This is a genomic window from Qipengyuania gaetbuli (assembly GCF_020524765.1).
In the GTDB taxonomy this organism is placed as follows: Bacteria; Pseudomonadota; Alphaproteobacteria; order Sphingomonadales; family Sphingomonadaceae; genus Qipengyuania; species Qipengyuania gaetbuli_A.
Genome location: NZ_JAIVLR010000001.1, coordinates 142,574 through 161,652, shown reverse-complemented (window position 1 = coordinate 161,652; position 19,079 = coordinate 142,574). Strand labels below are relative to the sequence as shown.

The following is a 19,079-nucleotide window of genomic DNA, read 5'->3' as shown; positions in this document are numbered from 1 at the left end:
CGCTCCCGGAGCCTGAATGTTCAAGAAAATCCTGATCGCCAATCGCGGCGAAATCGCCTGCCGTGTCATCAAGACGGCCAAGCGCATGGGGATCGCCACCGTGGCGGTCTATTCCGATGCCGACGCGCGGGCGCCCTTCGTGCGGATGGCGGACGAGGCGGTGCACATCGGTCCGGCCCCTGCGTCCGAAAGCTACCTCATCGCCGACAAGATCATCGCCGCCTGCAAGCAGACCGGCGCGGATGCGGTTCACCCGGGCTACGGCTTCCTGTCCGAACGCGCGAGCTTCGTGGATGCGCTGGACAAGGAAGGCATCGCCTTCGTCGGCCCGCCGACCAAGGCGATCGCCGCGATGGGCGACAAGATCGAGAGCAAGAAGATCGCCCGCGAGGCAGGCGTGAACGTGGTCCCCGGTTTCGTCGGCGAAATTCGCGATACCGAGCATGCGGTCGAGATCTCGAACGACATCGGCTATCCGGTCATGATGAAGGCCAGCGCCGGCGGCGGCGGCAAGGGCATGCGCCTTGCCTACAGCGAAAAGGACGTGCGCGAAGGCTTCGAAAGCGTGAAGCGCGAAGGCCTCAATTCCTTCGGCGACGACCGCGTCTTCATCGAGAAGTTCATCGAGGACCCGCGCCACATCGAGATCCAGATCCTCGGCGACAAGCACGGCAACGTCATCTACCTCAACGAGCGCGAATGCTCGATCCAGCGCCGCCACCAGAAGGTGGTCGAGGAAGCGCCGTCGCCTTTCGTCAGCGCCGAAATGCGAAAGGCCATGGGCGAACAGTGCGTCGCGCTGTCGAAGGCGGTCGGCTATCACAGCGCAGGCACGGTCGAACTGATCGTTTCCGGCGCCGACAAGACGGGCGAGAGCTTCTACTTCCTCGAAATGAACACCCGCCTGCAGGTGGAACATCCGGTCACGGAGGCGATCACCGGCGTGGACCTCGTCGAACAGATGATCCGCGTCGCGGCAGGCGAAAAGCTTTCCATCACGCAGGACGACGTGAAGATCGACGGCTGGGCGATCGAGAACCGCGTCTATGCCGAAGACCCCTATCGCGGCTTCCTGCCTTCCACGGGCCGCTTGGTGCGCTACCAGCCGCCGGTCGAGCCCTGGGCCGACGACGGGGCGGAGAACGGCCGCCGCGGCGTGGCCGGCGTGCGCGTCGATGACGGCGTGTTCGAAGGCGGCGAGGTGTCGATGTTTTACGACCCGATGATCGCCAAGCTCATTACCTGGGGCGAAACGCGCGACGAGGCGGCGGATCTACAGGTGCAGGCGCTCGACGCATTCCGCATCGAAGGGCTCGGCCACAATGTCGATTTCCTCAGCGCGATCATGCAGCACCCGCGCTTCCGTTCGGGTGAACTAACCACTGGTTTCATCGCCGAGGAATATCCCGACGGGTTTGAGGGCGCGGCCGCCTCGGACGATCTGAAGCGTGTTCTGGCAGCCGTCGGCGGGGTCATTGCGACTGCCGATGCCGACCGTGCGCGGCGCATCGACCAGCAGCTGGACGGCGATTTCTACGCGCCGGGCGACTGGACCGTGCGGCTGGGGGAAACCGATTACCGCGTCGTGCTGGAGGAAGATGCCATCACGGTCGACGGCCGACCGGTCGATCTCGACATGGAATACACGCCCGGCGAGACCATGATCGACCTCGAGGCCGAGGGGGAGGCGATCACCTTGCAGTTGAAGCCCACCCGTACAGGCTATGCCATCACCACGCGCGGCGCGACGCACAGCCTGCGCATGCTCCAGACGCGCATCGCGCATCTCGCTTCACACATGATCGAGAAGGAGCCGCCGGATCTTTCGAAGATGCTCATCTGCCCCATGCCCGGTCTGCTGGTGAAACTGCACGTTGCCGAAGGGGACGAAGTGCAGCCCGGACAGCCGCTCGCTACGGTGGAAGCGATGAAGATGGAAAACATCCTGCGCGCCGAAAAACAGGCGGTGGTCGGGAAGATCAACGCAGGCGAGGGCGACAGCCTGGCGGTGGACGAGGTCATCCTCGAACTCGAATAGGCAAGTGCCTTGCGCGATTAAGGATACGGCCGCGCAATCTTTTGAAAGGGTTGCGCGACATTCCTTGCGAATTTCGCTGCATTGCACCCAAACATGGTGAACGGGCTTTTACCGAATCGGTAAGCCGGAGATACTGGGCGCCTTCGGTTCGCTTCTGACGCAACACGCACAGGAGTTATCGCATGGCACACAGGGGCACAGGCTTCTTCGATACCAGGGGCAATTACCACAAGACGCCCGAGGACGCGACGATCGCGGACCTCGCTGGCATTCTCGGCAAGATCGGCGAAGGCGACAGCCTCGCACCGGGCATCGCGCAGATGCTGCTGCAACGCCGCCCTGAAATCGAACGCCTTTTCGAAGAACACGACGCGATGCTGGCCGATTACCAGCCGGTCGGCGCGGGGGCCAAGGTCACCCGGCTCGAACCGCGCGCGGGCTGAGCAAGGTCATTCCGTCAACGGGAGGTGGTAGCACTGGTTGTGCGGCCCGTTGACGTAGTCCGCAAAGGCATCGCCGCGTTCGAAACCGTATTTCGTATAAAGCCCGATGGCGGGGACGAATTCGTCCGAAGTCCCCGTTTCCAGGCTCAGCCGCGCAATCCGTTCCGCGCGTGAAAGATCGATCAGCGCCTCCAGCACCGCTTTCGCAATGCCCTTGCCGAGATGTTTGGGCCGCGTGCGCATCGATTTCAGTTCCGCTTGCCCGCTGCCGAGCCGCTTGAGGGCACCGATGGCGACCAGTTCCTCGCCCTCCCACGCGCCCAGCACGGTCGTCTCCGCCCCCGACAGGCCCGAAAGATCGAGCGCGAAGCTGGTGCCGGGCGGTGACATCGCCTCCATGTCCTGCTGGTGGAAAGCGATGAGGTCGCGAACCGCCGGGTCCGCCAGGCTAGCCTCGGCAATCCGCATGGTCAGTCTTCCACCATCGCGACCGCGCGGATCCAGCCTGCACTGGCGCGCTCGATCTTCACCGGGAAGCAACTGAAGGTGAAGCCGTGGTCGGGCAGGGCGGCGAGATTGGTCAGCTTCTCGATCTGGTAATAGGGCCTGATGCGGCCTGCCTTGTGGCCTTCCCAGATGATCGCGGGGTCGCGCTTTTCCGCCCAGCGCCGTGCAGTGTGGCTGAAGGGAGCATCCCAGCTCCACGCATCGGTGCCGACCACTTCCACCCCGCGTTCCGTTAGCCAGAGCGTCGCTTCCGCGCCAAGACCGACACCCTGGTCGGTGAAATTCTCCGTCCCGTAAACCGCGCCCGACTGGACGAGGACGATATCGAGCGGCTGAAGGTCGTAACCGATCTTCCCGAATGCCTGTTCCACCTCCGCCGCGCTCACCACGTGGCCGTGCGGCAAATGGCTGAAATCGAGCTTCACACCGGGGCGGAAGAACCGGTCGAGCGGTGCCTCGTCGATGCTGGGCGCGGCGCGGGCACCATCGTCCGTCGTCGAGTGGTAATGCCACGGCGCATCCATGTGGGTGCCGTTGTGGGTGGAAAGCTCCAGCATCTCCACCGCCCATCCTTCGCCATCGGGTAGGTCCTGCTTTTCGAGGCCCGGGAAGAACATGGCGATCTGTTCCCACGTGTTCTCGTGGGTCATGTACTGGATTTTCGGCCGCATCACTTCCGGGTCCGAGACCACGTCGTTGGTGATCGAGATGGACAGGTCGATGAAGCGCGTCATGCCTTCCCTCCTAATGCGCCTGCAGCTGTTCGTCGAGGAAGGCCGCGACGTCGGCCAGTTCGACATCCTTCGCGAGGTAGGCGTCACCGACGCCGCGCAGCAGGATGAAGGGCAGGGTGCCTGCATCCATCTTCTTGTCGTGCAGCATGTGATCGGCCAGCGCGCGTCCGTCGCAATCTAGACCCAGCGCCGAGATTTCCGCCGGAAGTCCAGCGGCATCGACCGCGTGCGTGACCCGCTGGGCTGCGTCGGCGGAAATCTCCCCGCGCCGAGCGGAATAGCGGGCTGCCAGCACCATGCCGAGCGCCACGCCTTCGCCGTGGAGCAGGCGATCGGAAAAGCCCGTTTCCGCCTCCAGCGCATGGCCGAAAGTGTGCCCGAGGTTGAGCAGGGCGCGCGCGCCGCTAGTTTCGCGCTCGTCCTCGGCCACGATCCGTGCCTTCATCGCGACGCTGGCGGCCACGGCATGTTCGAGCGCAGCGGGATCGCCGGCCAGCACCTTGGCCCCGTTCGCTTCGAGCCAGTGGAAAAAGCCGGGATCGCCGAGGATTCCGTATTTGAGCACCTCGGAATAGCCGGCGCGCATTTCACGGGCGGGCAATGTGGCGAGCGCGTCGAGATCGGCGAGCACGAGGCCCGGCTGGTGGAATGCCCCGACGAGGTTCTTGCCCGCAGCGGTGTTGATTGCGGTCTTGCCGCCTACCGAACTGTCGACCTGTGCCAGCAAGGTGGTCGGCAATTGCACGAAACCGCAGCCGCGCTTCAGGATGGCGCAGGCGAACCCGGTGAGGTCGCCCACGACCCCGCCGCCCAGTGCCAGCACGTGGTCGCCGCGCTCCACCCCTTCGGCCAGCAGCCAGTCGGTCAGGCGGGCAAGGCTGTCCCAGCTTTTCGATCCTTCACCGGGCGCGACCTCGTACCAGCGCGGCTCCTTGCCGGCAGCACGTAGCGATGCCTCGACCGCTTCGCCCCAGTGCTTGCGCGCATTGGCGTCGGCGACGATCGGCACGCTCGCCTTGCGCAGGAACGGCGCGGCCTGTTCGCCGATGGCGGCCAGCAGGCCGTGCCCCACGCGCACTTCGTAGCTGCGCCCGGCAAGGGCGACGTCGATCACAGCCATGCGGCCAGTTCCTCCAGTATTCGGTTCACGGCTGCATCGTGCGGACCGTCGCCGGTCACGACATGGATCTGTGCTTCGGCATAGGCGGGGCCACGCTGTTCCTTCAGGTTGAACAGGATTTCGCGCGGATCGCCGGTCTTGAGCAGCGGCCGCGTGTTACGGCGCGATGTGCGCTCGACCAGCGTGTCGAGGTCGCAGTCGAGCCACACGGCTACGCCCCTTTCCAGCACCAGCGCGCGGGTTTCGGGATCGACGAAGGCACCGCCGCCCGTCGCGATGACGCCGTGGCCTTCCTCCATCAGGCGTGCGATCACGCGGCGTTCGCCGTCGCGGAAATAGGCCTCGCCATGTTCTTCGAAGATTTCGGAGACGCTGCGGTCGGCCGCCTTTTCGATCTCTTCGTCCGCATCGACGAAATCGCGCCCGAGCGCGCCTGCGAGCCTTCGCCCGATGCTGGTCTTGCCCACGCCCATCAGGCCGACGAGCACCAGCGGCCGGTCCAGCCTGCTGGCGATGCCGGCACGGTCCACCGTTTCGGAAGGCTTGTGCGCGTTGTTCATTGCCGCTCGGCCTATAGATGGGCTAGGGCGCGGGCAAGTCACACGGATTGTTGATCGAGGATACGAAAATCTTGGCCGTGAAACGCCCGCGCATTCTGGGGATAGCTGCGCTTGCCCTGCTGGCCGTGCTCGTCATCGCATGGATCGACGGCGGCGAAGAGCCGATCCGGCCGATTACCGAGCCTGTCGAAGTGCCGGAGATCGCCCGATGAGCCGCGGCTACTGGCTCGCCGGCGCGGCGCTCGTCCTGTCTTCCACCGTGGTGCTGGCCCAGCGTGCGCCGGAAAGCATCCTGCCGTCGTCCGCGAATACACCCGCGCCGAGCCCGGCACCTGCCCGCACGCCCTCACCGGCTGCATCGCCTGCGCCCTCCGCTCCCGCGGGCCAGACCGGTGAAGTGGTCCAGCCGCTGCCGAGCGCGCCCGAGCCGGTCGACACCTCGGACATCGACCTGTCCGATATCCCCTCGGTGGAAGAACTCGAGGCGATGAGCACGGCCGAACTCGACGAGGTTCTCGGCCTGAAGCCCCGCTTCGACATTCCGCCTGCCGCACGCCGTTCGCTGTCGCGCGTCGGGGTGATTGCCGCTTCGGAAGGCGGGCTTCCGCCGCTTTCGTTGGCGAACCAGCCTGCCGAACTGGTGCGCGCCACGCTGGGCGGCATCCGCGGGCCGATGGTGTCGCGTTGGGGGCACATCCTCATGCGCCGCGCGCTCGCCAGCCGTCTCGACGCGCCGCAGGGCATGAGCCCGATCGAATTCGCCACCCTGCGCGTGCGCGTGCTCAATTCGATGGGAGAATATGCCGCAGCGCGCGCGGTGGTGCAGGATATCGATACGGCGAACTATTCGCCTGCGCTGACGCAGGCCGCAGTCGACGCCTACATCGGCACGGCCGACATCGTCGGGGCCTGCCCCTCGGTCCTGCTCGGCACCGGCACGGACGAGATTGCGAACTGGGCCATGCTCGAAGGCATTTGCGCGGCATTTGCCGGCGAATCGCAGCGCGCCCAGAACGACCTTCGCCGCCTGCTTTCCCGCGCCGAGGGAGATGCGCGGATCGACGTGCTGCTGGCCCAGCGTTTCGCCGGGGCGGCAGGCGACGGGCGCCGCGCGGTAACGATCGAGTGGGACGGCATCGATTCGATGACCCCATGGCGTTTCGCGCTCGCCAATGCGCTGGGCGAACCGCTGCCGGAAAACCTCACCGAAGATCTGGGCGCGACCTACCTGATCTCCGAAGCGATTACGCCCGCCCTGCCGGTAACGCAGCGCATTCGCGGGGCAGACGTCGCGGCAGCTTCGGGCGTGCTCTCGGCGGCAGCCATCGTGGATCTCTATGGCCAGCTCTACGCGGCACGCACCGACGCTGGCGAGGGGCCTGCCCTGACCACCGCATCCCGCCTGCGCGATGCCTATGTCGATCCGTCGCCTGCAAACCGCGTTGCGGCCATCCGCGACGTGTGGAGCGGCAGCGATGCGGACTACGGGCGCATGGTGCTGACCGCCTATGCCGCTGCGCGCGTCACGCCGAGCGAGGACTTCGCCGATGATGCAGGCGAACTGATCGCGTCCATGCTAACTGCGGGCCTCGAGCGCGATGCGTTGCGCTGGGCGGACGCCGTGGAGGCGGGCAGCCTTGGCTGGGCACTGCTGGCACTGGCAAACCCGCGCGGCGGAACGGTCAGCGACGGCGAGCTCGACACCTTCTTCGACGACGATGATTCGCAGAACAGCCGCAAGTCGCGCATGCTGCTTGCCGGGCTTGCCGGCCTCGGGCGTGTGGACGAGGGCGATATCGCGGAATATTCGCAGCGTCTGGAGATGAACCTCGGTGCGCCGACGCGCTGGACGCAGATGATCGACCGGGCTGCCGCAGTGGAGAACCGTGCACTCGTCGCCTATCTTGCAGGCCTCGGCATGCAGGGCGACAGCTGGGACCGCATGACCGCGCGCCACCTCTATCACATCGTCTCCGCGCTGAGCCGCGTGGGGATGGAAGCCGAAGCCCGGATGATCGCCGCGGAGGCGGTCGCGCGAGCCTGAGCCGGCGGTGGCTGTCCCAGGGGACACGATCGAGGATTTCCTCGCCATGCTCGCCGCCGAACGCGGAGCGGCGCGCAACACCATCCTCGCCTACGGGCGCGACCTGGCGCAGGCGGAAGAACTGCTGGGCGGCGACCTTGCCGGGGCTTCTGCCGCGCAGCTTTCGAAGCTGGGGCAGGGCTGGGCCTCGCTCGCGGCATCGACCATGGCGCGCAAGATTTCGGCGCTGCGGCAGTATTATGGCTTCCTCCTCGACGAGGGGCTGCGCGCAGACGATCCGACCCATGCACTGCCGCGCCCTGCCACACGCCGTCCGTTGCCCAAGATCCTCAGCCAAGCGCAGGTCGAGGCCCTGTTCGCCCGCGCCGAGGACGAGGCCGCCAGCGACCGGCCCGAGGCTGTGCGCATGCTGGCGATGCTCGAACTGCTCTACGGATCCGGCCTGCGTGCAACCGAACTCGTCTCGCTGCCGATTTCGGCGGTCCCGCGCGACGAGCCGTTCCTGACCGTCACCGGCAAGGGCGGGCAGGCGCGCATGGTGCCGGTCAGCCGCCGCGCGAAGCACGCGCTGTCGCGCTGGCTTGGCTTGCGTGACCAGGGCTCGCGCTTCCTCTTTCCCTCGCGCAGTGGGCATATCTCGCGCGTCAGGCTGTTCCAGCTGCTCAAGGAACTGGCGGTGCGGGCCGACTTGCCGCCCGAAAAGCTCAGTCCCCATGTGCTGCGCCATGCCTTTGCGACCCACCTGCTGGAGGGCGGGGCGGACCTGCGCGCGCTGCAGACGCTCCTCGGCCACGCCGATATCGCGACCACGCAAATCTACACCCATGTCGATGCGGCACGGTTGGTAAAGCTGGTGAACGAACGCCATCCCCTTGCCCGTCCGCGCGCGAGCGACTAGCGGGTCTGCGATGATTTCCTATCTCGAATTCGAAAAGCCGGTTGCCGAACTCGAAGCGCGCATTGCCGAACTGCGCAATGCGGCCGAGGGCGACGATGTCGACATTTCCAACGAGCTGCAGCGCCTCGAACTCAAGAGCGCCGATCTGCTTGCGACGACCTATGCCGCGCTGACGCCCTGGCAGAAGACGCAGGTCGCCCGCCATCCCTCGCGCCCGCACTTCCGCGACTACGTGGAATATGCGTTCGAGGAATTCGTGCCGCTGGGCGGCGACCGCGCCTATGGCGAGGACGAGGCGATCATGGGCGGCTTTGCCAAGCTGAACGGCCGCAAGGTCGTGCTGATCGGCCACGAAAAGGGCAATGATACCGCCAGCCGCCTGCGCCACAATTTCGGCATGGGTAAGCCCGAAGGCTACCGCAAGGCGATCCGCCTGATGGAACTGGCGGGCCGCTTCGGCCTGCCGGTGGTGACGCTGGTCGATACCTCTGGCGCCTTCCCGGGCGTCGAGGCGGAAGAGCGCGGGCAGGCAGAAGCCATCGCCCGTTCGACCGAGGCGTGCCTGGCCCTGCCGGTTCCGATGGTCGCGACCATCGTGGGCGAGGGCGGTTCGGGCGGCGCGGTCGCGCTCGCCAGCGCCGAACGGGTGCTGATGCTCGAACATGCGGTCTATTCAGTGATTTCGCCCGAAGGCTGCGCCTCGATCCTGTGGCGCACCGCTGAAAAGGCGCCCGATGCGGCCGAAGCCATGAAGGTGACCGCGCAGAACCTTGCCGAGCTCGGCGTCATCGACCGGATCGTTGCCGAACCCGTCGGCGGCGCCCACCGCGACCCGCGTGCAGCCGCCCATGCGCTGGGCGAGGCGATCGGCGAGGAACTCGACATGCTGTCGCGCTATTCGCCCGAAGAGCTGATGCGGATGCGCGAGGAGCGCTTCCTCAAGATCGCGGGCTGAGCCTAAGTTTCGGGATGCGGGAACAAACAGCCGCATCCCCCTGTTTCCCCTTGCGTATAAGAACCGGCCCGGCGGCGGTGGGACCCGCATGGCCAGAATCAAGGGGAACCCAATGTCCGCAATGAAGACACTCGCCGCCTCGACCGCGACGCTGGCACTCGCTTTGACCGGCTGCGCCACCATTCCCGACAGCTCCGCACCGATATCGCAGGGCGAGGCTCAGCAGGGCGCCGAAGCGCATCCGCAGCTGCTTGCCGAATTCGGCGGCGCGATGAGCGGCCCGCAGGCACAGTATGTCGAAACCGTCGGCCAGAACATTGCGGTCCAGTCGGGCCTCGGCAATGCCCGCAGCGCCTTTACAGTTTCGCTGCTAAACAGCCCGGTGAACAACGCCTTCGCGATCCCCGGCGGCTATGTCTACACGACGCGCCAGCTGGTCGCGCTGATGAACAACGAGGCGGAACTGGCCGGCGTGCTGGGTCACGAAGTCGGTCACGTCGCCGCCCGCCACTCCCAGCGTCGCCAGCAGGCTGCGCAGCGTAACTCCATCCTCGGCGTGCTCGGCGCGATCGCCAGCTCGGTCCTGCTGGGCAATTCGGGCCTCGGCCAGCAGCTCGGCCAGCTGTCGCTGCAAGGCTCGCAGCTGCTGACGCTCAAGTTCAGCCGCGAGCAGGAGCTGGAGGCGGACCGCCTCGGCATCCAGTATCTCAACACTGCCGGTTACGACACGCGCGCCATGGCGACCGTGCTGTCGAGCCTGGCGGCGCAGAACGCGCTCGATGCGCAGCTGATGGGCCGCGACAATGCGCGCCTGCCGGAATGGGCCTCGACCCACCCCGATCCGGCCAGCCGCGTGCAGACCGCGCTCAGCTTCGCGCAGCAGACCGGCGGCACGGGCGGGGTGACCAATCGCGACACCTTCCTGACCCGGATCGACGGCATCCTGTATGGCGACGATCCGCAACAGGGCGTGGTCGAGGGGCGCCAGTTCATCCACCCGGATCTGCGCCTTGCTTTCACCGCGCCGCAGGGCTTCTACATGGTCAACGGCACCCGTGCCGTGACGATCAGCGGGCAGAGCGGCAAGGCCCAGTTTTCCTTGGGTCCGTACAACGGCAATCTGCAGAGCTATGTCAGCAGCGTATTTGCGGCGCTTAGCCAGCAGCAGCAGATCACCCCGTCGAGTATCCAGCGCACGACCGTGAACGGCCTTCCGGCTGCTTATGGGACCGCGCGGGTGACGAATGGCGGGCAGCAGGTCGACGTGACCGTGTTCGCCTATGAATTCGCGAACGACCGCGCTTACCACTTCCTCGCGCTGACGCCGGCCGGCCAGTCGGGGACCTTCAACGGCATGTTCCAGTCGATGCGGCGTATCTCCACGACCGAGGCAGCGAATGTCATTCCGCGCAGCATCGACGTTGTGACGGTGGGCTCGCGCGACACGGTGGCCACCATGGCCGCGAAGATGGCCTATTCCAATGCGCAGGAAACCCGCTTCCGCGTCCTCAACGGCCTGTCGTCGAGCGACACCGTTCGCGCAGGGCAGAAGGTGAAAATCGTGGTGCGCGGCCGCTAGGTCGCCGCGCTTTCGTTACGCGCAACAAAAAAGGCGGCGAGGGTGACCTCGCCGCCTTTCTGTTTGGCTGAAAGCCGTGTCGATTAGACAGCAGCGTTGGCGGTTGCCATGGCCGAGTCGGTCGTGTTGAACGTGGTGCTCAGCTCCTGGCCGAGGCTCTGCATGGCAGTGATCGCAGCAACGGCGATGAGAGCGGCAATCAGGCCGTACTCGATGGCGGTTGCACCTTCTTCGTTGCGACGCAGCTTGTTGATGAACTTCATGTCTAGTCTCCTGGTTCAGTCTTCAATACCCGGCTCTCACCCCTGTTGCGGTTCGAGCTATCCTCTTTCTGCCTCGGACAAGTTGACAATTCCCTAATCGCCAACCGTCTTTGGTTTTCTCGCCTCAGACCCCGGTAACCGTGGCGACAGTCGTGCTGACGTTGTTCCACATGTTGATGGTGGTCTGACCGACCCCAGTCACGGCGGTCATCATGCCGAGAAAGATCAGAGCGAGGATCAGCCCGTACTCAATGGCGGTGGCGCCGGAGTCATCGCGTCCCAGATTCTTGAGAAATTCGATCACTTGTCCTGCCCCTCGATTGAATTCGTAGCTGACATCGTCGAACTACGCGGTGACCCGTTAAGAAAGGGTTTCGAAGGATCTCGCTTTTGGAAAATAATCCGACATGGATGTGCGTGGTGGCACTGGCGCTGCAGGACGAAAACGGGCGCTGGCTCCTGCACAAACGGCCCGCGCACAAGCATCACGGCGGCTTGTGGGAATTCCCCGGCGGCAAGGTGGAACCGGCTGAAAAGCCTGCGTCTGCGCTGGTTCGCGAGATCGGCGAGGAGCTGGGAATCGCGATTCGCGAAGCAGACCTTGCGCCCTGCTGCTTTGCCGAAGAGGCACAGGCAGAGGGCAGGGCGCCGATTGTAATCCTGCTTTACACCTGCAGCCGCTGGACGGGCGAGGTGGCGGCGCTGGAAGGCGGCGAGGTCGCCTGGTTCGCGCCCGGGGCCATTGCCGGACTGGACAAGCCGCCGCTCGATATCGTGCTTGCCGCACGCTTGCTGGAAAAAATGCCCGATTAGGTGTTGCCAAGGGCAGAGCACCTGCCTATGTGCCGCCCTCCAACGCGCCAGTAGCTCAGCTGGATAGAGTACCTGACTACGAATCAGGCGGTCGGAGGTTCGAATCCTTCCTGGCGCGCCACGAAAGCCCATCGCTCGAAAGAGTGGTGGGCTTTCGTGGTTTCGGGGCCGGTGAAATCAGTCTTCCTGGTCTTCCAGCCAGTGCATGTCGTCGTCGCTGAAGCCGAAATGGTGACCGGCCTCGTGGATCACGACATGGCGCACCAGTTCGTCCATCCGGACGCCCGTATCGCGCCACTCGGCGATCAGCGGCTGGCGGAACAGCCAGATGCGGGCAGGCTGGCGCCCGCTTTCCCAGATCGACCGATCGGGCAGGGACACGCCTTCGTAAAGGCCGCTCAGTTCCCATTTGTCGTCCAGGTCGACGCTGGCGAGCTGTTCGGCCGTGGCGAATTCTTCCACCCTCATGACGATCTCTTCCATCTGCTCGCGGAATTGCGCGGGCAGGGTCGCGCGGACGGCTTCCGCCATCTGCTGCATCTGTTGCTGGGTCGGGCCGGGGCGAAGGTGGAGCATCGCCTTCATATGAGTCGCGCACCTGCATCCTGCAAGAACGGAACCCGCTCGGCTTTCGCCTGTTCAGGTAGGCAAAGGAGAAACCCGATGACCCAAGCCACCGAAATCTTCGAACGCCTGAAGGAAGATCACGACCGCCACCGCGACCTGATCGACAAGCTGCTCGACACCAGCGGCGAGAGCGAGGAGCGCAAGGAGCTTTTCACGGAACTGACCAAGGAGCTTAAAGCCCACGCCGCCGCCGAAGAGCAGGCGCTCTATTCGACCATGCTGCGCAAGCCCCCGACCACGGACGAGACGCGCCATTCGGTCGCAGAACATCACGAGCTGGACGAAGCGCTCAATGACCTTGCCGCAACCGACATGTCGGAAGGCGGCTGGCTGACGAAGTTCAAGACCTTCGCCCACGACTATCGCCACCATATCGACGAGGAAGAGGAAGAGCACTTCCCCGATTTTGAGAACTATCTGGAAGACGACGACATGAAGCACATGCGCCAGGTTTTCGAGCGCCGGAAGAAGGAAGAGAAGGCCGAGGCCGAGGTGACGCCCGAGAAGAAAGAGGACGCCAAGGAATAGGATGGCCAAGGGGGTGGGGGACGAAACCGACAAACCGGTCGACCCGAAACGCGTGTCCCGGCTCGACGATGGCGTCGAGCCGGGCGTGTGGTGTTATGAGAAGGTCGAACGCGCGCGCGTGATCATCGATGCGGCGGATTACTTCGCCGCCATGCAGGAAGCGATGCTCAATGCGCAGCACCGCATCTTCCTGATCGGCTGGGACTTCGACACCCGAATTCACCTCACCGACGGGCGCCGCTGGTGGCAAAGGCCCTACCGGCGCGAATATCCCTCGCGGCTGGGCGGGTTCTTTTCCTGGCTGGTACGGCATCGCCCCACCCTTGAGATCCGCATCCTGAAGTGGAGCTTCGGCGTTTTCAAATTCGTCGTGCGCGGTTCGATGTGGTGGGACCTGATGCGCTGGGTGCGGCACCGCCGGATCGACTTCAAGTTCGATAGCGCGCATCCCACCGGGTGCAGCCACCACCAGAAGATCGCGATCCTCGACAACCGGCTGGCCGTGTGCGGCGGCATCGACATGACGGTAAAGCGCTGGGACACGCGCGACCACGAGGAAGACAATCCTCATCGCAAGACGCCGCGCGGCCAGGCCTACGAGCCCTGGCACGATGCGACCATGATGATGGAAGGCCCGATTTCCGACGCGCTGAGCGAGCTTGGCCTCGACCGTTGGCAGCGCGCCGGCGGCAAGCCTCTGCTGCCGATCAAGGCGCGGACGGACAGCCTGTGGCCCAAGGAGTTGGAGCCGACCTTCGAGAATGTCGAGGTCGGCATCGCCCGGACACGTGCCGCCTATCGCGACTGGGACGGGGTGAAGGAAATCGAGGCGCTGTTCGTCCAGCACGTCAAGCGGGCGAAGAAGTTCATCTATGCCGAAAGCCAGTACTTCGCCTCGCGCAAGGTCGCAGAAGCCATCCTTGCGCGAATGCAGGAGGACGACCCGCCCGAGGTCGTGATCGTCCATCCCGCCAACGCCGACGGCTGGCTCGAGCAGCAGGCGATGGATCATGCCCGCGCCGAACTGGTACGCTGCATCGAGGAAGTCGACGACAACCACCGCTTCAGCATCTGGATGCCCTACAGCGGCGAAACTCCGATCTATGTGCATGCGAAGATGATGATCGTCGACGACGAGATATTCCGCATCGGCTCGGCCAATCTCAACAACCGGTCGATGGGGCTGGACAGCGAATGCGACGTATTCGTCGATGCTGCGCGCAAGGGGAACGAGCACGCTGTCGATGCCATTCGCGCGATCCGCCATTCGCTGCTGGCCGAGCATTGCGGGGTCGAGGAAAGCGAAATGCCCGACCTGCTGGCGCGCTACGGTTCGATGGCCGGCATGATCGATCACACCGTCAGCGAAGGCGGGCGGAACCTGAAGCGCTACCATCCACCCGAACTGACCGAGGCGGAAAAGAAGGTTGCGCACAGCAGCCTGCTGGATCCCGAAGATCCAGACGACATGTTCGAGCCGTTTGCAAAGGGCGGTCTTTTCCGCAAGGGAACGCGGCTCGAGAGGGTTCGCACCAGAATCAGAGGAAAATGGGGCAAATGAGCAGTCTTGTAGGACCGGACGAAGACGACCCGCGCGGCAAGCCGCCCGTGCCCGAACACGTTCAGGAAGCGATCCGTACGCTGATCGAATGGACCGGCGACGACCCGACCCGCGAAGGGCTGGTCGACACGCCCTCGCGCGTCGCCCGTGCATGGAAGGAATATTGTCTCGGCTACGGCGAAGACCCCGGCTACCACCTCAGCCGCGTGTTCGAGGAAGTCGGCGGCTACAACGAGATCGTGCTGCTCAAGGACATTCCTTTCCAGTCGCATTGCGAACACCACATGGCCCCGATCATCGGCAAAGCGGCGATCGCCTACCTGCCGAACGATCGCGTGGTCGGCATTTCCAAGCTCGCCCGCGTGCTCCACGGCTTTGCCCGCCGCCTGCAGGTGCAGGAACGCCTGACCGCCGAAGTGGCCGACTGCATCTGGGAACACCTCCAGCCGCAGGGCGTGGCCGTGGTGATCGAGGCAGCGCACAGCTGCATGACCGCGCGCGGCGTGCGGACCCCCGGTGTGGGCATGATCACCAGCCGGATGATGGGCACCTTCCTCGAAGACCAGCGCAGCCGCAAGGAAGTGCTCAGCCTGATGGGTTACGGCTGAGGTAATCGAGCCGTTCATCCAGCTGACAGTATCGGGGGCGCAGGTTTCCGGGCATCAACAGGAGAGGACTTGCCATGGGAATTCTAGTCTCGGCCCTTCCGTTCGTTGCGATCGGACTGACCGCAGCCCAGGCCGACTATTCGGAGCAGTACGAGAAGATCGCCGTTGCGGTCAGTTCGGTGCAAACCTGCGAACAGCTGGGTTACACGATCGATCGCGAAGGTCTCGTCGCCTGGACCAAGCAAGCCCAGCAAAGCGCAATGGCAAGCGGTCTCAGTGAATCCGAAGCTCGCGCGCGGCTCGAACAGGCGGTCAATGCGCAGCACGCAGCCGACCTCGAACGCTTTGCCGACGCCAAGCGCATGGAGCACTCTGAGGAAGCCGTCGCCCGCAACAATCGCCTGTGGCGCTCGCGCTGCAGCGGCCTGGCCGAAGAACCGATGAGCGCGGCCTATTTCACCAAAGCGGGCGACTAGTCTACCAAGGTAAGCCGGTCCCTAAACGGTCATCGGCAAATCATCGGGAAACCGTCACCCTTCCTTCATGGACATGGCGGGCTTGCCTACCGACACTCCTCATATCCCGACCGCCTCTTGGCCGGGAAAGCGAGGAGGCTTTCATGAAGAGATTTCTCAAGACCCTGGCCCTTGGCCCGGTGTTGATCGCCACAGCCGTGTCGGCAGACGTGCCGCGCGACCAGCCCGACCAGGCGCTGCAGGAGCTGGCGAGGCAACTCGAACCTTTCAAGGATGTCGCTTACGCCGAGCGGAATGGCTACGTCCGGGGCTCGGGTTGCGAGGTGCATCCCACGCTTGGCGGGATGGGCTTCCATTACGTCAATCCGCGCCTTCTGGAATTCACTGCGCCAATCAACGGCAAGATGAACGGCACGGGTACCTATACCGGCACCAATCCGCCCGCGATCCTGCTTTATGCACCGGATGGGCACGGCGGACTCGAACTGGTCGGCATCGAGATGCTCGTTTTTGCCGAAGCCTGGCACGCCGAGCACAAGGAAAAGCCGAAATATCGGGGGCGCGAGTACAATTACATGGCGGACAATCCGGCAACCCCGCAGGACGAGGCACACAATTTCATGCCGCATTACGACCTGCATGTCTGGCTGTTCGAGGAAAATCCTGCCGGCCTCTATGCCCAGTGGAACCCCAATGTCAGCTGCAGCAATCTAGGGATCGTCCATTTCGGTGATCACTGATGGCCCGTTTCCCGGGCGTTCGCCATTCTGCGGGGCGGACGTCCGGGCACAGCTGATCTTTCCGGCAATCCGGTGCTTGTCAAACGCCCTGCCTTCGCCTTTTCTGGCTTTTCCTAACGAGGGGGTGAGGGCCGGATGACGAAAAACGCACTGATTGGCTTGCTGACGGCGATCTTCCTTGCATCACCCGCTGCGTCCCAGACCGACACTGCCCCGCCGGTCGCGCTGGTCATCCCGGAAGTGCCGGGAGACGAGATCCCGCTTGAAACCGCCGGACCTGCGGTGCCGGATACCGAGCAATGGAACCGGGTGATCGGCCAGGTCTGGGTGCGCAACGTGACCCGGCCTTCGCTTTACCGTATCGCTCCGAAGAACGGCCGCGACAATGGCCGTGCCGTCATCATCGTGCCCGGTGGCGGCTACTCCTTCGTGTCGATCGAAAGCGAAGGCTTCTGGGTAGGAGAGCGGCTTGCGGCGCAGGGATACACCGCCTTCGTCCTCAAGTATCGCCCCCGCGCCACGCCCGGCGACCCCGGTGCTTTCATGACCCGCTTGCTGGCCGAATGGTCCGGCCAGAGCAACGACGAGGATTTCGACTATCCGCCGGCGGTGGACGATCTGGCCGCCGCAGTTTCCCTCGTGCACGGGAAGTCGGAAGAATGGGGCCTGGCAGAGGATCGGCTGGGTGTAATCGGTTTCTCTGCCGGCGCGCACTCCGCCATCAGGCTGCTCGAGGCGAGAGAGGAGGCCTCGCTCGTCCAGAACCTCGCGCTCATCTACCCGCCGGTCGAACAGGACATCGCGATGAAGCCGCGGCCCGATCTCTTCATGGCGATCGCCATCGACGATTTCCTTTTCCACGAGGGGATACTGGACCTGGCCGGCGACTGGCACGAGAGTGGCGGGAGCGTCGAGTTCCACCTCTATGCCGGCGGATCGCACGGTTTCGGAATGCGCCCGCAGGGCACGACCAGCGACTTGTGGATCGAGCAGTATCTCGCATGGTTGGACCTGCGCGGGGCAGCGGTCGGTGCTGCCGTTCAGGCAGATTGAGCCGGGCTCAGCCGCCCATCAGCTTTTCGATCAAACCGCGCTTCTTGCGCGTGGGCGCGGTCTGTCCAGCGAGCGTGTAGAGGTGGTTGCCTAGCAGGACGGCCTGTTCCTTGGTCAGGAAATAGCGGAATTCGTGCACGTCGGAGGCGCTCGTCACGACCTTGTCGGTGCTCTGCAGCTTGAGCGCGATGCGCTCTCCCGCAGGAGCGGATTCCCAGCCCAGGAGGATGCCGAATGTCACCTCCTTGGGCGTGTCTTGCTTTTCCCTGTCCTTGCCCATGCCTTAAAGACTGCGCCCCGCCGTGCACGGAGGCAAGACGGGGCGCGGGATTGTCCGCAATCGGGACAGATTGCAGGCTTACATCTGCTCGAGCATGTGCTCCGCGCTCGACACCGAGAAGTCACCCGGCGCCTCGACGTTGAGCTGCTTCACCACGCCGTCCTCGACCAGCATCGAATAGCGCTGGCCGCGCTTGCCCATGCCGAAACCCGAACCGTCCATGGTCAGGCCCACGGCTTCGGCGAAATCGCCATTGCCGTCGGCCAGCATGGTCACGTCGCCGGCTTCGTTGGCATTCTTCCAAGCGCCGAGGACGAAAGCGTCGTTGACCGCGGTGCAGGCGATCTCGTCCACGCCCTTGGCCTTGAGTTCCTCGGCCTTGTCGACATAGCCGGGCAGGTGTCGCGCCGAGCAGGTCGGCGTGAACGCGCCGGGCACCGAAAACAGCGCCACGGTCTTGCCCTTGAAATACTCGCTCGACTGGACCTGCTGAGGCCCATCGGGCGTCGCCTTCACCAGCTTCACATCGGGGAGGCTGTCGCCAACAGCGATTGTCATTTGATAAAACTCCTGTGTCTTCCCATCCACACCCACGATGTAGAGCGACGAGCCGTGCATGCAAGGGAGTCGGATGGTTAAGATGGGTTTACTGCGCGGCTTTAACTCCCGGTAAAATTTTGCACTCATGTTTCCATCGCGGGCAACGGGTCGCTCGCGAAGGGAGACCAGGGACTATGAAAAATCTGAGGGATATTGCGCTCGCGGCATCCGCCGCTGCGCTGCTTTGCGTGCCTACTACTGCGAGCGCCGGGACGGGCGACGAGCAGATCCGCAAGCTCGACATCATGCTGATGGTCACTTCGCTTCGGTGCCGGATGGGTTCGGACGACTTCCAGCACCATTATCGCAAGTTCTCGGCCAACCACCTGCACACGCTCAACGGCGCGGCACGCAGGATGGAGCAGGGCTTCGTCAAGCGCCACGGTGCGCGCGGCGCGAAGCGGGCGCTCGACAAGATGAGCGTCGGCATGGCGAACGAATACGGACAGGGCCATCCCTGGCTGGGCTGTTCGGAACTGAAGGAAATCACCTCCGACCTCTCGCAGTCGAGGGATCCTGCCGTGCTGGCGCAGGCCGCCGACGAACTGCTGGGTCCGCGCCCGGCAGGCGGCGGTCGCTACGCGCGGCGCTGAGGCCTTTCGGGATACGCGAGGGAGGGCGATAGTGGGGCGCTGTTGCCCTCCCATAAATC

General features: G+C 64.5%; 24 protein-coding genes and 1 tRNA gene. 16 read left to right on the top strand and 9 right to left on the bottom strand.

The features are described 5' to 3' along the window. The first annotated feature begins 16 nt into the window (after positions 1-16). Both LC083_RS00815 and LC083_RS00810 read left to right on the top strand, forming a co-directional pair. Entirely contained in the window at positions 17-2,038 is a 2,022-nt protein-coding gene (locus tag LC083_RS00815) for an acetyl/propionyl/methylcrotonyl-CoA carboxylase subunit alpha (RefSeq protein WP_226698786.1), read from the top strand. Between the two features lie 182 nt (positions 2,039-2,220). Then, entirely contained in the window at positions 2,221-2,481 is a 261-nt protein-coding gene (locus tag LC083_RS00810) for a hypothetical protein (RefSeq protein ID WP_160607369.1), read from the top strand. Positions 2,482-2,487: 6 nt separating this feature from the next. Here the strand turns inward: LC083_RS00810 and LC083_RS00805 are convergent, their stop codons facing one another. Genes LC083_RS00805 through LC083_RS00790 form a run of 4 tightly spaced genes read right to left on the bottom strand, consistent with a single transcriptional unit; the run spans position 2,488 to position 5,402 of the window. Next, the gene (locus LC083_RS00805) at positions 2,488-2,949 is read right to left on the bottom strand and encodes a GNAT family N-acetyltransferase (protein ID WP_226698785.1); all 462 of its coding nucleotides are present in this window, start codon (positions 2,947-2,949) and stop codon (positions 2,488-2,490) included. A 2-nt stretch (positions 2,950-2,951) separates the two neighbouring features. Then, on the bottom strand, positions 2,952-3,722 hold the full coding sequence (locus tag LC083_RS00800; protein WP_226698784.1) for a cyclase family protein: 771 nt from the start codon (positions 3,720-3,722) through the stop codon (positions 2,952-2,954). Between the two features lie 10 nt (positions 3,723-3,732). Further along, positions 3,733-4,842 carry a 3-dehydroquinate synthase gene (aroB, locus tag LC083_RS00795; RefSeq protein ID WP_226698783.1) on the bottom strand — a complete coding sequence of 370 codons (1,110 nt, stop codon included), beginning with the start codon at positions 4,840-4,842 and terminating at the stop codon, positions 3,733-3,735. Continuing rightward, positions 4,833-5,402 carry a shikimate kinase gene (locus LC083_RS00790; RefSeq protein ID WP_226698782.1) on the bottom strand — a complete coding sequence of 190 codons (570 nt, stop codon included), beginning with the start codon at positions 5,400-5,402 and terminating at the stop codon, positions 4,833-4,835. Before LC083_RS00790 ends, aroB begins: the two co-directional genes overlap by 10 nt. A 71-nt stretch (positions 5,403-5,473) precedes the next feature. Between LC083_RS00790 and LC083_RS00785 the strand changes: the two genes are divergently transcribed. The 5 genes from LC083_RS00785 to LC083_RS00765 all read left to right on the top strand — a co-directional run bounded on the left by LC083_RS00785 (position 5,474) and on the right by LC083_RS00765 (position 10,878). Next, positions 5,474-5,614 carry a hypothetical protein gene (locus tag LC083_RS00785; RefSeq protein ID WP_170289991.1) on the top strand — a complete coding sequence of 47 codons (141 nt, stop codon included), beginning with the start codon at positions 5,474-5,476 and terminating at the stop codon, positions 5,612-5,614. After that, positions 5,611-7,446 (top strand): hypothetical protein, encoded by a 1,836-nt coding sequence (locus LC083_RS00780; RefSeq protein WP_226698781.1) that lies wholly within the window; start codon positions 5,611-5,613, stop codon positions 7,444-7,446. Before LC083_RS00785 ends, LC083_RS00780 begins: the two co-directional genes overlap by 4 nt. A 7-nt stretch (positions 7,447-7,453) precedes the next feature. Then, entirely contained in the window at positions 7,454-8,344 is an 891-nt protein-coding gene (locus LC083_RS00775; protein WP_226698780.1) for a tyrosine recombinase, read from the top strand. A gap of 10 nt (positions 8,345-8,354) precedes the next feature. Further along, positions 8,355-9,299, top strand: coding sequence for an acetyl-CoA carboxylase carboxyltransferase subunit alpha (locus tag LC083_RS00770; RefSeq protein WP_226698779.1), 945 nt, complete (start codon positions 8,355-8,357; stop codon positions 9,297-9,299). 112 nt (positions 9,300-9,411) lie between these two features. After that, the gene (locus tag LC083_RS00765) at positions 9,412-10,878 is read left to right on the top strand and encodes a M48 family metalloprotease (protein ID WP_226698778.1); all 1,467 of its coding nucleotides are present in this window, start codon (positions 9,412-9,414) and stop codon (positions 10,876-10,878) included. 83 nt (positions 10,879-10,961) lie between these two features. Here the strand turns inward: LC083_RS00765 and LC083_RS00760 are convergent, their stop codons facing one another. Continuing rightward, the gene (locus LC083_RS00760; protein ID WP_160607361.1) at positions 10,962-11,141 is read right to left on the bottom strand and encodes a Flp family type IVb pilin; all 180 of its coding nucleotides are present in this window, start codon (positions 11,139-11,141) and stop codon (positions 10,962-10,964) included. Between the two features lie 124 nt (positions 11,142-11,265). Further along, complete coding sequence (locus LC083_RS00755) at positions 11,266-11,445, bottom strand: Flp family type IVb pilin (protein ID WP_160607360.1); 180 nt, start codon at positions 11,443-11,445, stop codon at positions 11,266-11,268. 86 nt (positions 11,446-11,531) lie between these two features. Here LC083_RS00755 and LC083_RS00750 point away from each other — a divergent pair, with 86 nt between their 5' ends. Further along, on the top strand, positions 11,532-11,954 hold the full coding sequence (locus LC083_RS00750) for a (deoxy)nucleoside triphosphate pyrophosphohydrolase (protein ID WP_319003408.1): 423 nt from the start codon (positions 11,532-11,534) through the stop codon (positions 11,952-11,954). 44 nt (positions 11,955-11,998) lie between these two features. Beyond that, positions 11,999-12,075: transfer RNA gene (locus LC083_RS00745), tRNA-Arg, on the top strand. 56 nt (positions 12,076-12,131) lie between these two features. Here LC083_RS00745 and LC083_RS00740 read toward each other — a convergent pair. Beyond that, complete coding sequence (locus tag LC083_RS00740) at positions 12,132-12,530, bottom strand: metallopeptidase family protein (protein WP_226698777.1); 399 nt, start codon at positions 12,528-12,530, stop codon at positions 12,132-12,134. Between the two features lie 87 nt (positions 12,531-12,617). Here LC083_RS00740 and LC083_RS00735 point away from each other — a divergent pair, with 87 nt between their 5' ends. The 6 genes from LC083_RS00735 to LC083_RS00710 all read left to right on the top strand — a co-directional run bounded on the left by LC083_RS00735 (position 12,618) and on the right by LC083_RS00710 (position 17,547). Continuing rightward, complete coding sequence (locus LC083_RS00735; protein WP_224830678.1) at positions 12,618-13,109, top strand: hemerythrin domain-containing protein; 492 nt, start codon at positions 12,618-12,620, stop codon at positions 13,107-13,109. A 1-nt stretch (position 13,110) separates the two neighbouring features. Next, positions 13,111-14,670 carry a phospholipase D-like domain-containing protein gene (locus tag LC083_RS00730; protein WP_226698776.1) on the top strand — a complete coding sequence of 520 codons (1,560 nt, stop codon included), beginning with the start codon at positions 13,111-13,113 and terminating at the stop codon, positions 14,668-14,670. Beyond that, positions 14,667-15,278: a GTP cyclohydrolase I FolE gene (gene folE, locus LC083_RS00725; protein WP_226698775.1), complete on the top strand. Its 612-nt coding sequence runs from the start codon at positions 14,667-14,669 to the stop codon at positions 15,276-15,278. Before LC083_RS00730 ends, folE begins: the two co-directional genes overlap by 4 nt. 74 nt (positions 15,279-15,352) lie before the next feature. Next, the gene (locus tag LC083_RS00720) at positions 15,353-15,754 is read left to right on the top strand and encodes a hypothetical protein (RefSeq protein WP_226698774.1); all 402 of its coding nucleotides are present in this window, start codon (positions 15,353-15,355) and stop codon (positions 15,752-15,754) included. Between the two features lie 143 nt (positions 15,755-15,897). Beyond that, positions 15,898-16,494, top strand: a complete 597-nt coding sequence (locus tag LC083_RS00715) for a hypothetical protein (protein WP_226698773.1) — start codon at positions 15,898-15,900, stop codon at positions 16,492-16,494. A 135-nt stretch (positions 16,495-16,629) separates the two neighbouring features. Further along, the gene (locus tag LC083_RS00710) at positions 16,630-17,547 is read left to right on the top strand and encodes an alpha/beta hydrolase (protein WP_226698772.1); all 918 of its coding nucleotides are present in this window, start codon (positions 16,630-16,632) and stop codon (positions 17,545-17,547) included. A gap of 7 nt (positions 17,548-17,554) precedes the next feature. Here the strand turns inward: LC083_RS00710 and LC083_RS00705 are convergent, their stop codons facing one another. Next, positions 17,555-17,827 (bottom strand): hypothetical protein, encoded by a 273-nt coding sequence (locus LC083_RS00705; RefSeq protein WP_226698771.1) that lies wholly within the window; start codon positions 17,825-17,827, stop codon positions 17,555-17,557. 78 nt (positions 17,828-17,905) lie between these two features. Then, a complete protein-coding gene (locus LC083_RS00700) occupies positions 17,906-18,385 on the bottom strand; it encodes a peroxiredoxin (protein ID WP_222553077.1) in 480 nt (159 codons plus the stop codon). A gap of 176 nt (positions 18,386-18,561) precedes the next feature. On the opposite strand from LC083_RS00700, the gene LC083_RS00695 reads away from it, so the two are divergent. Next, on the top strand, positions 18,562-19,020 hold the full coding sequence (locus tag LC083_RS00695; protein WP_222553078.1) for an S-adenosyl-L-homocysteine hydrolase: 459 nt from the start codon (positions 18,562-18,564) through the stop codon (positions 19,018-19,020). Positions 19,021-19,079: the final 59 nt, after the last annotated feature.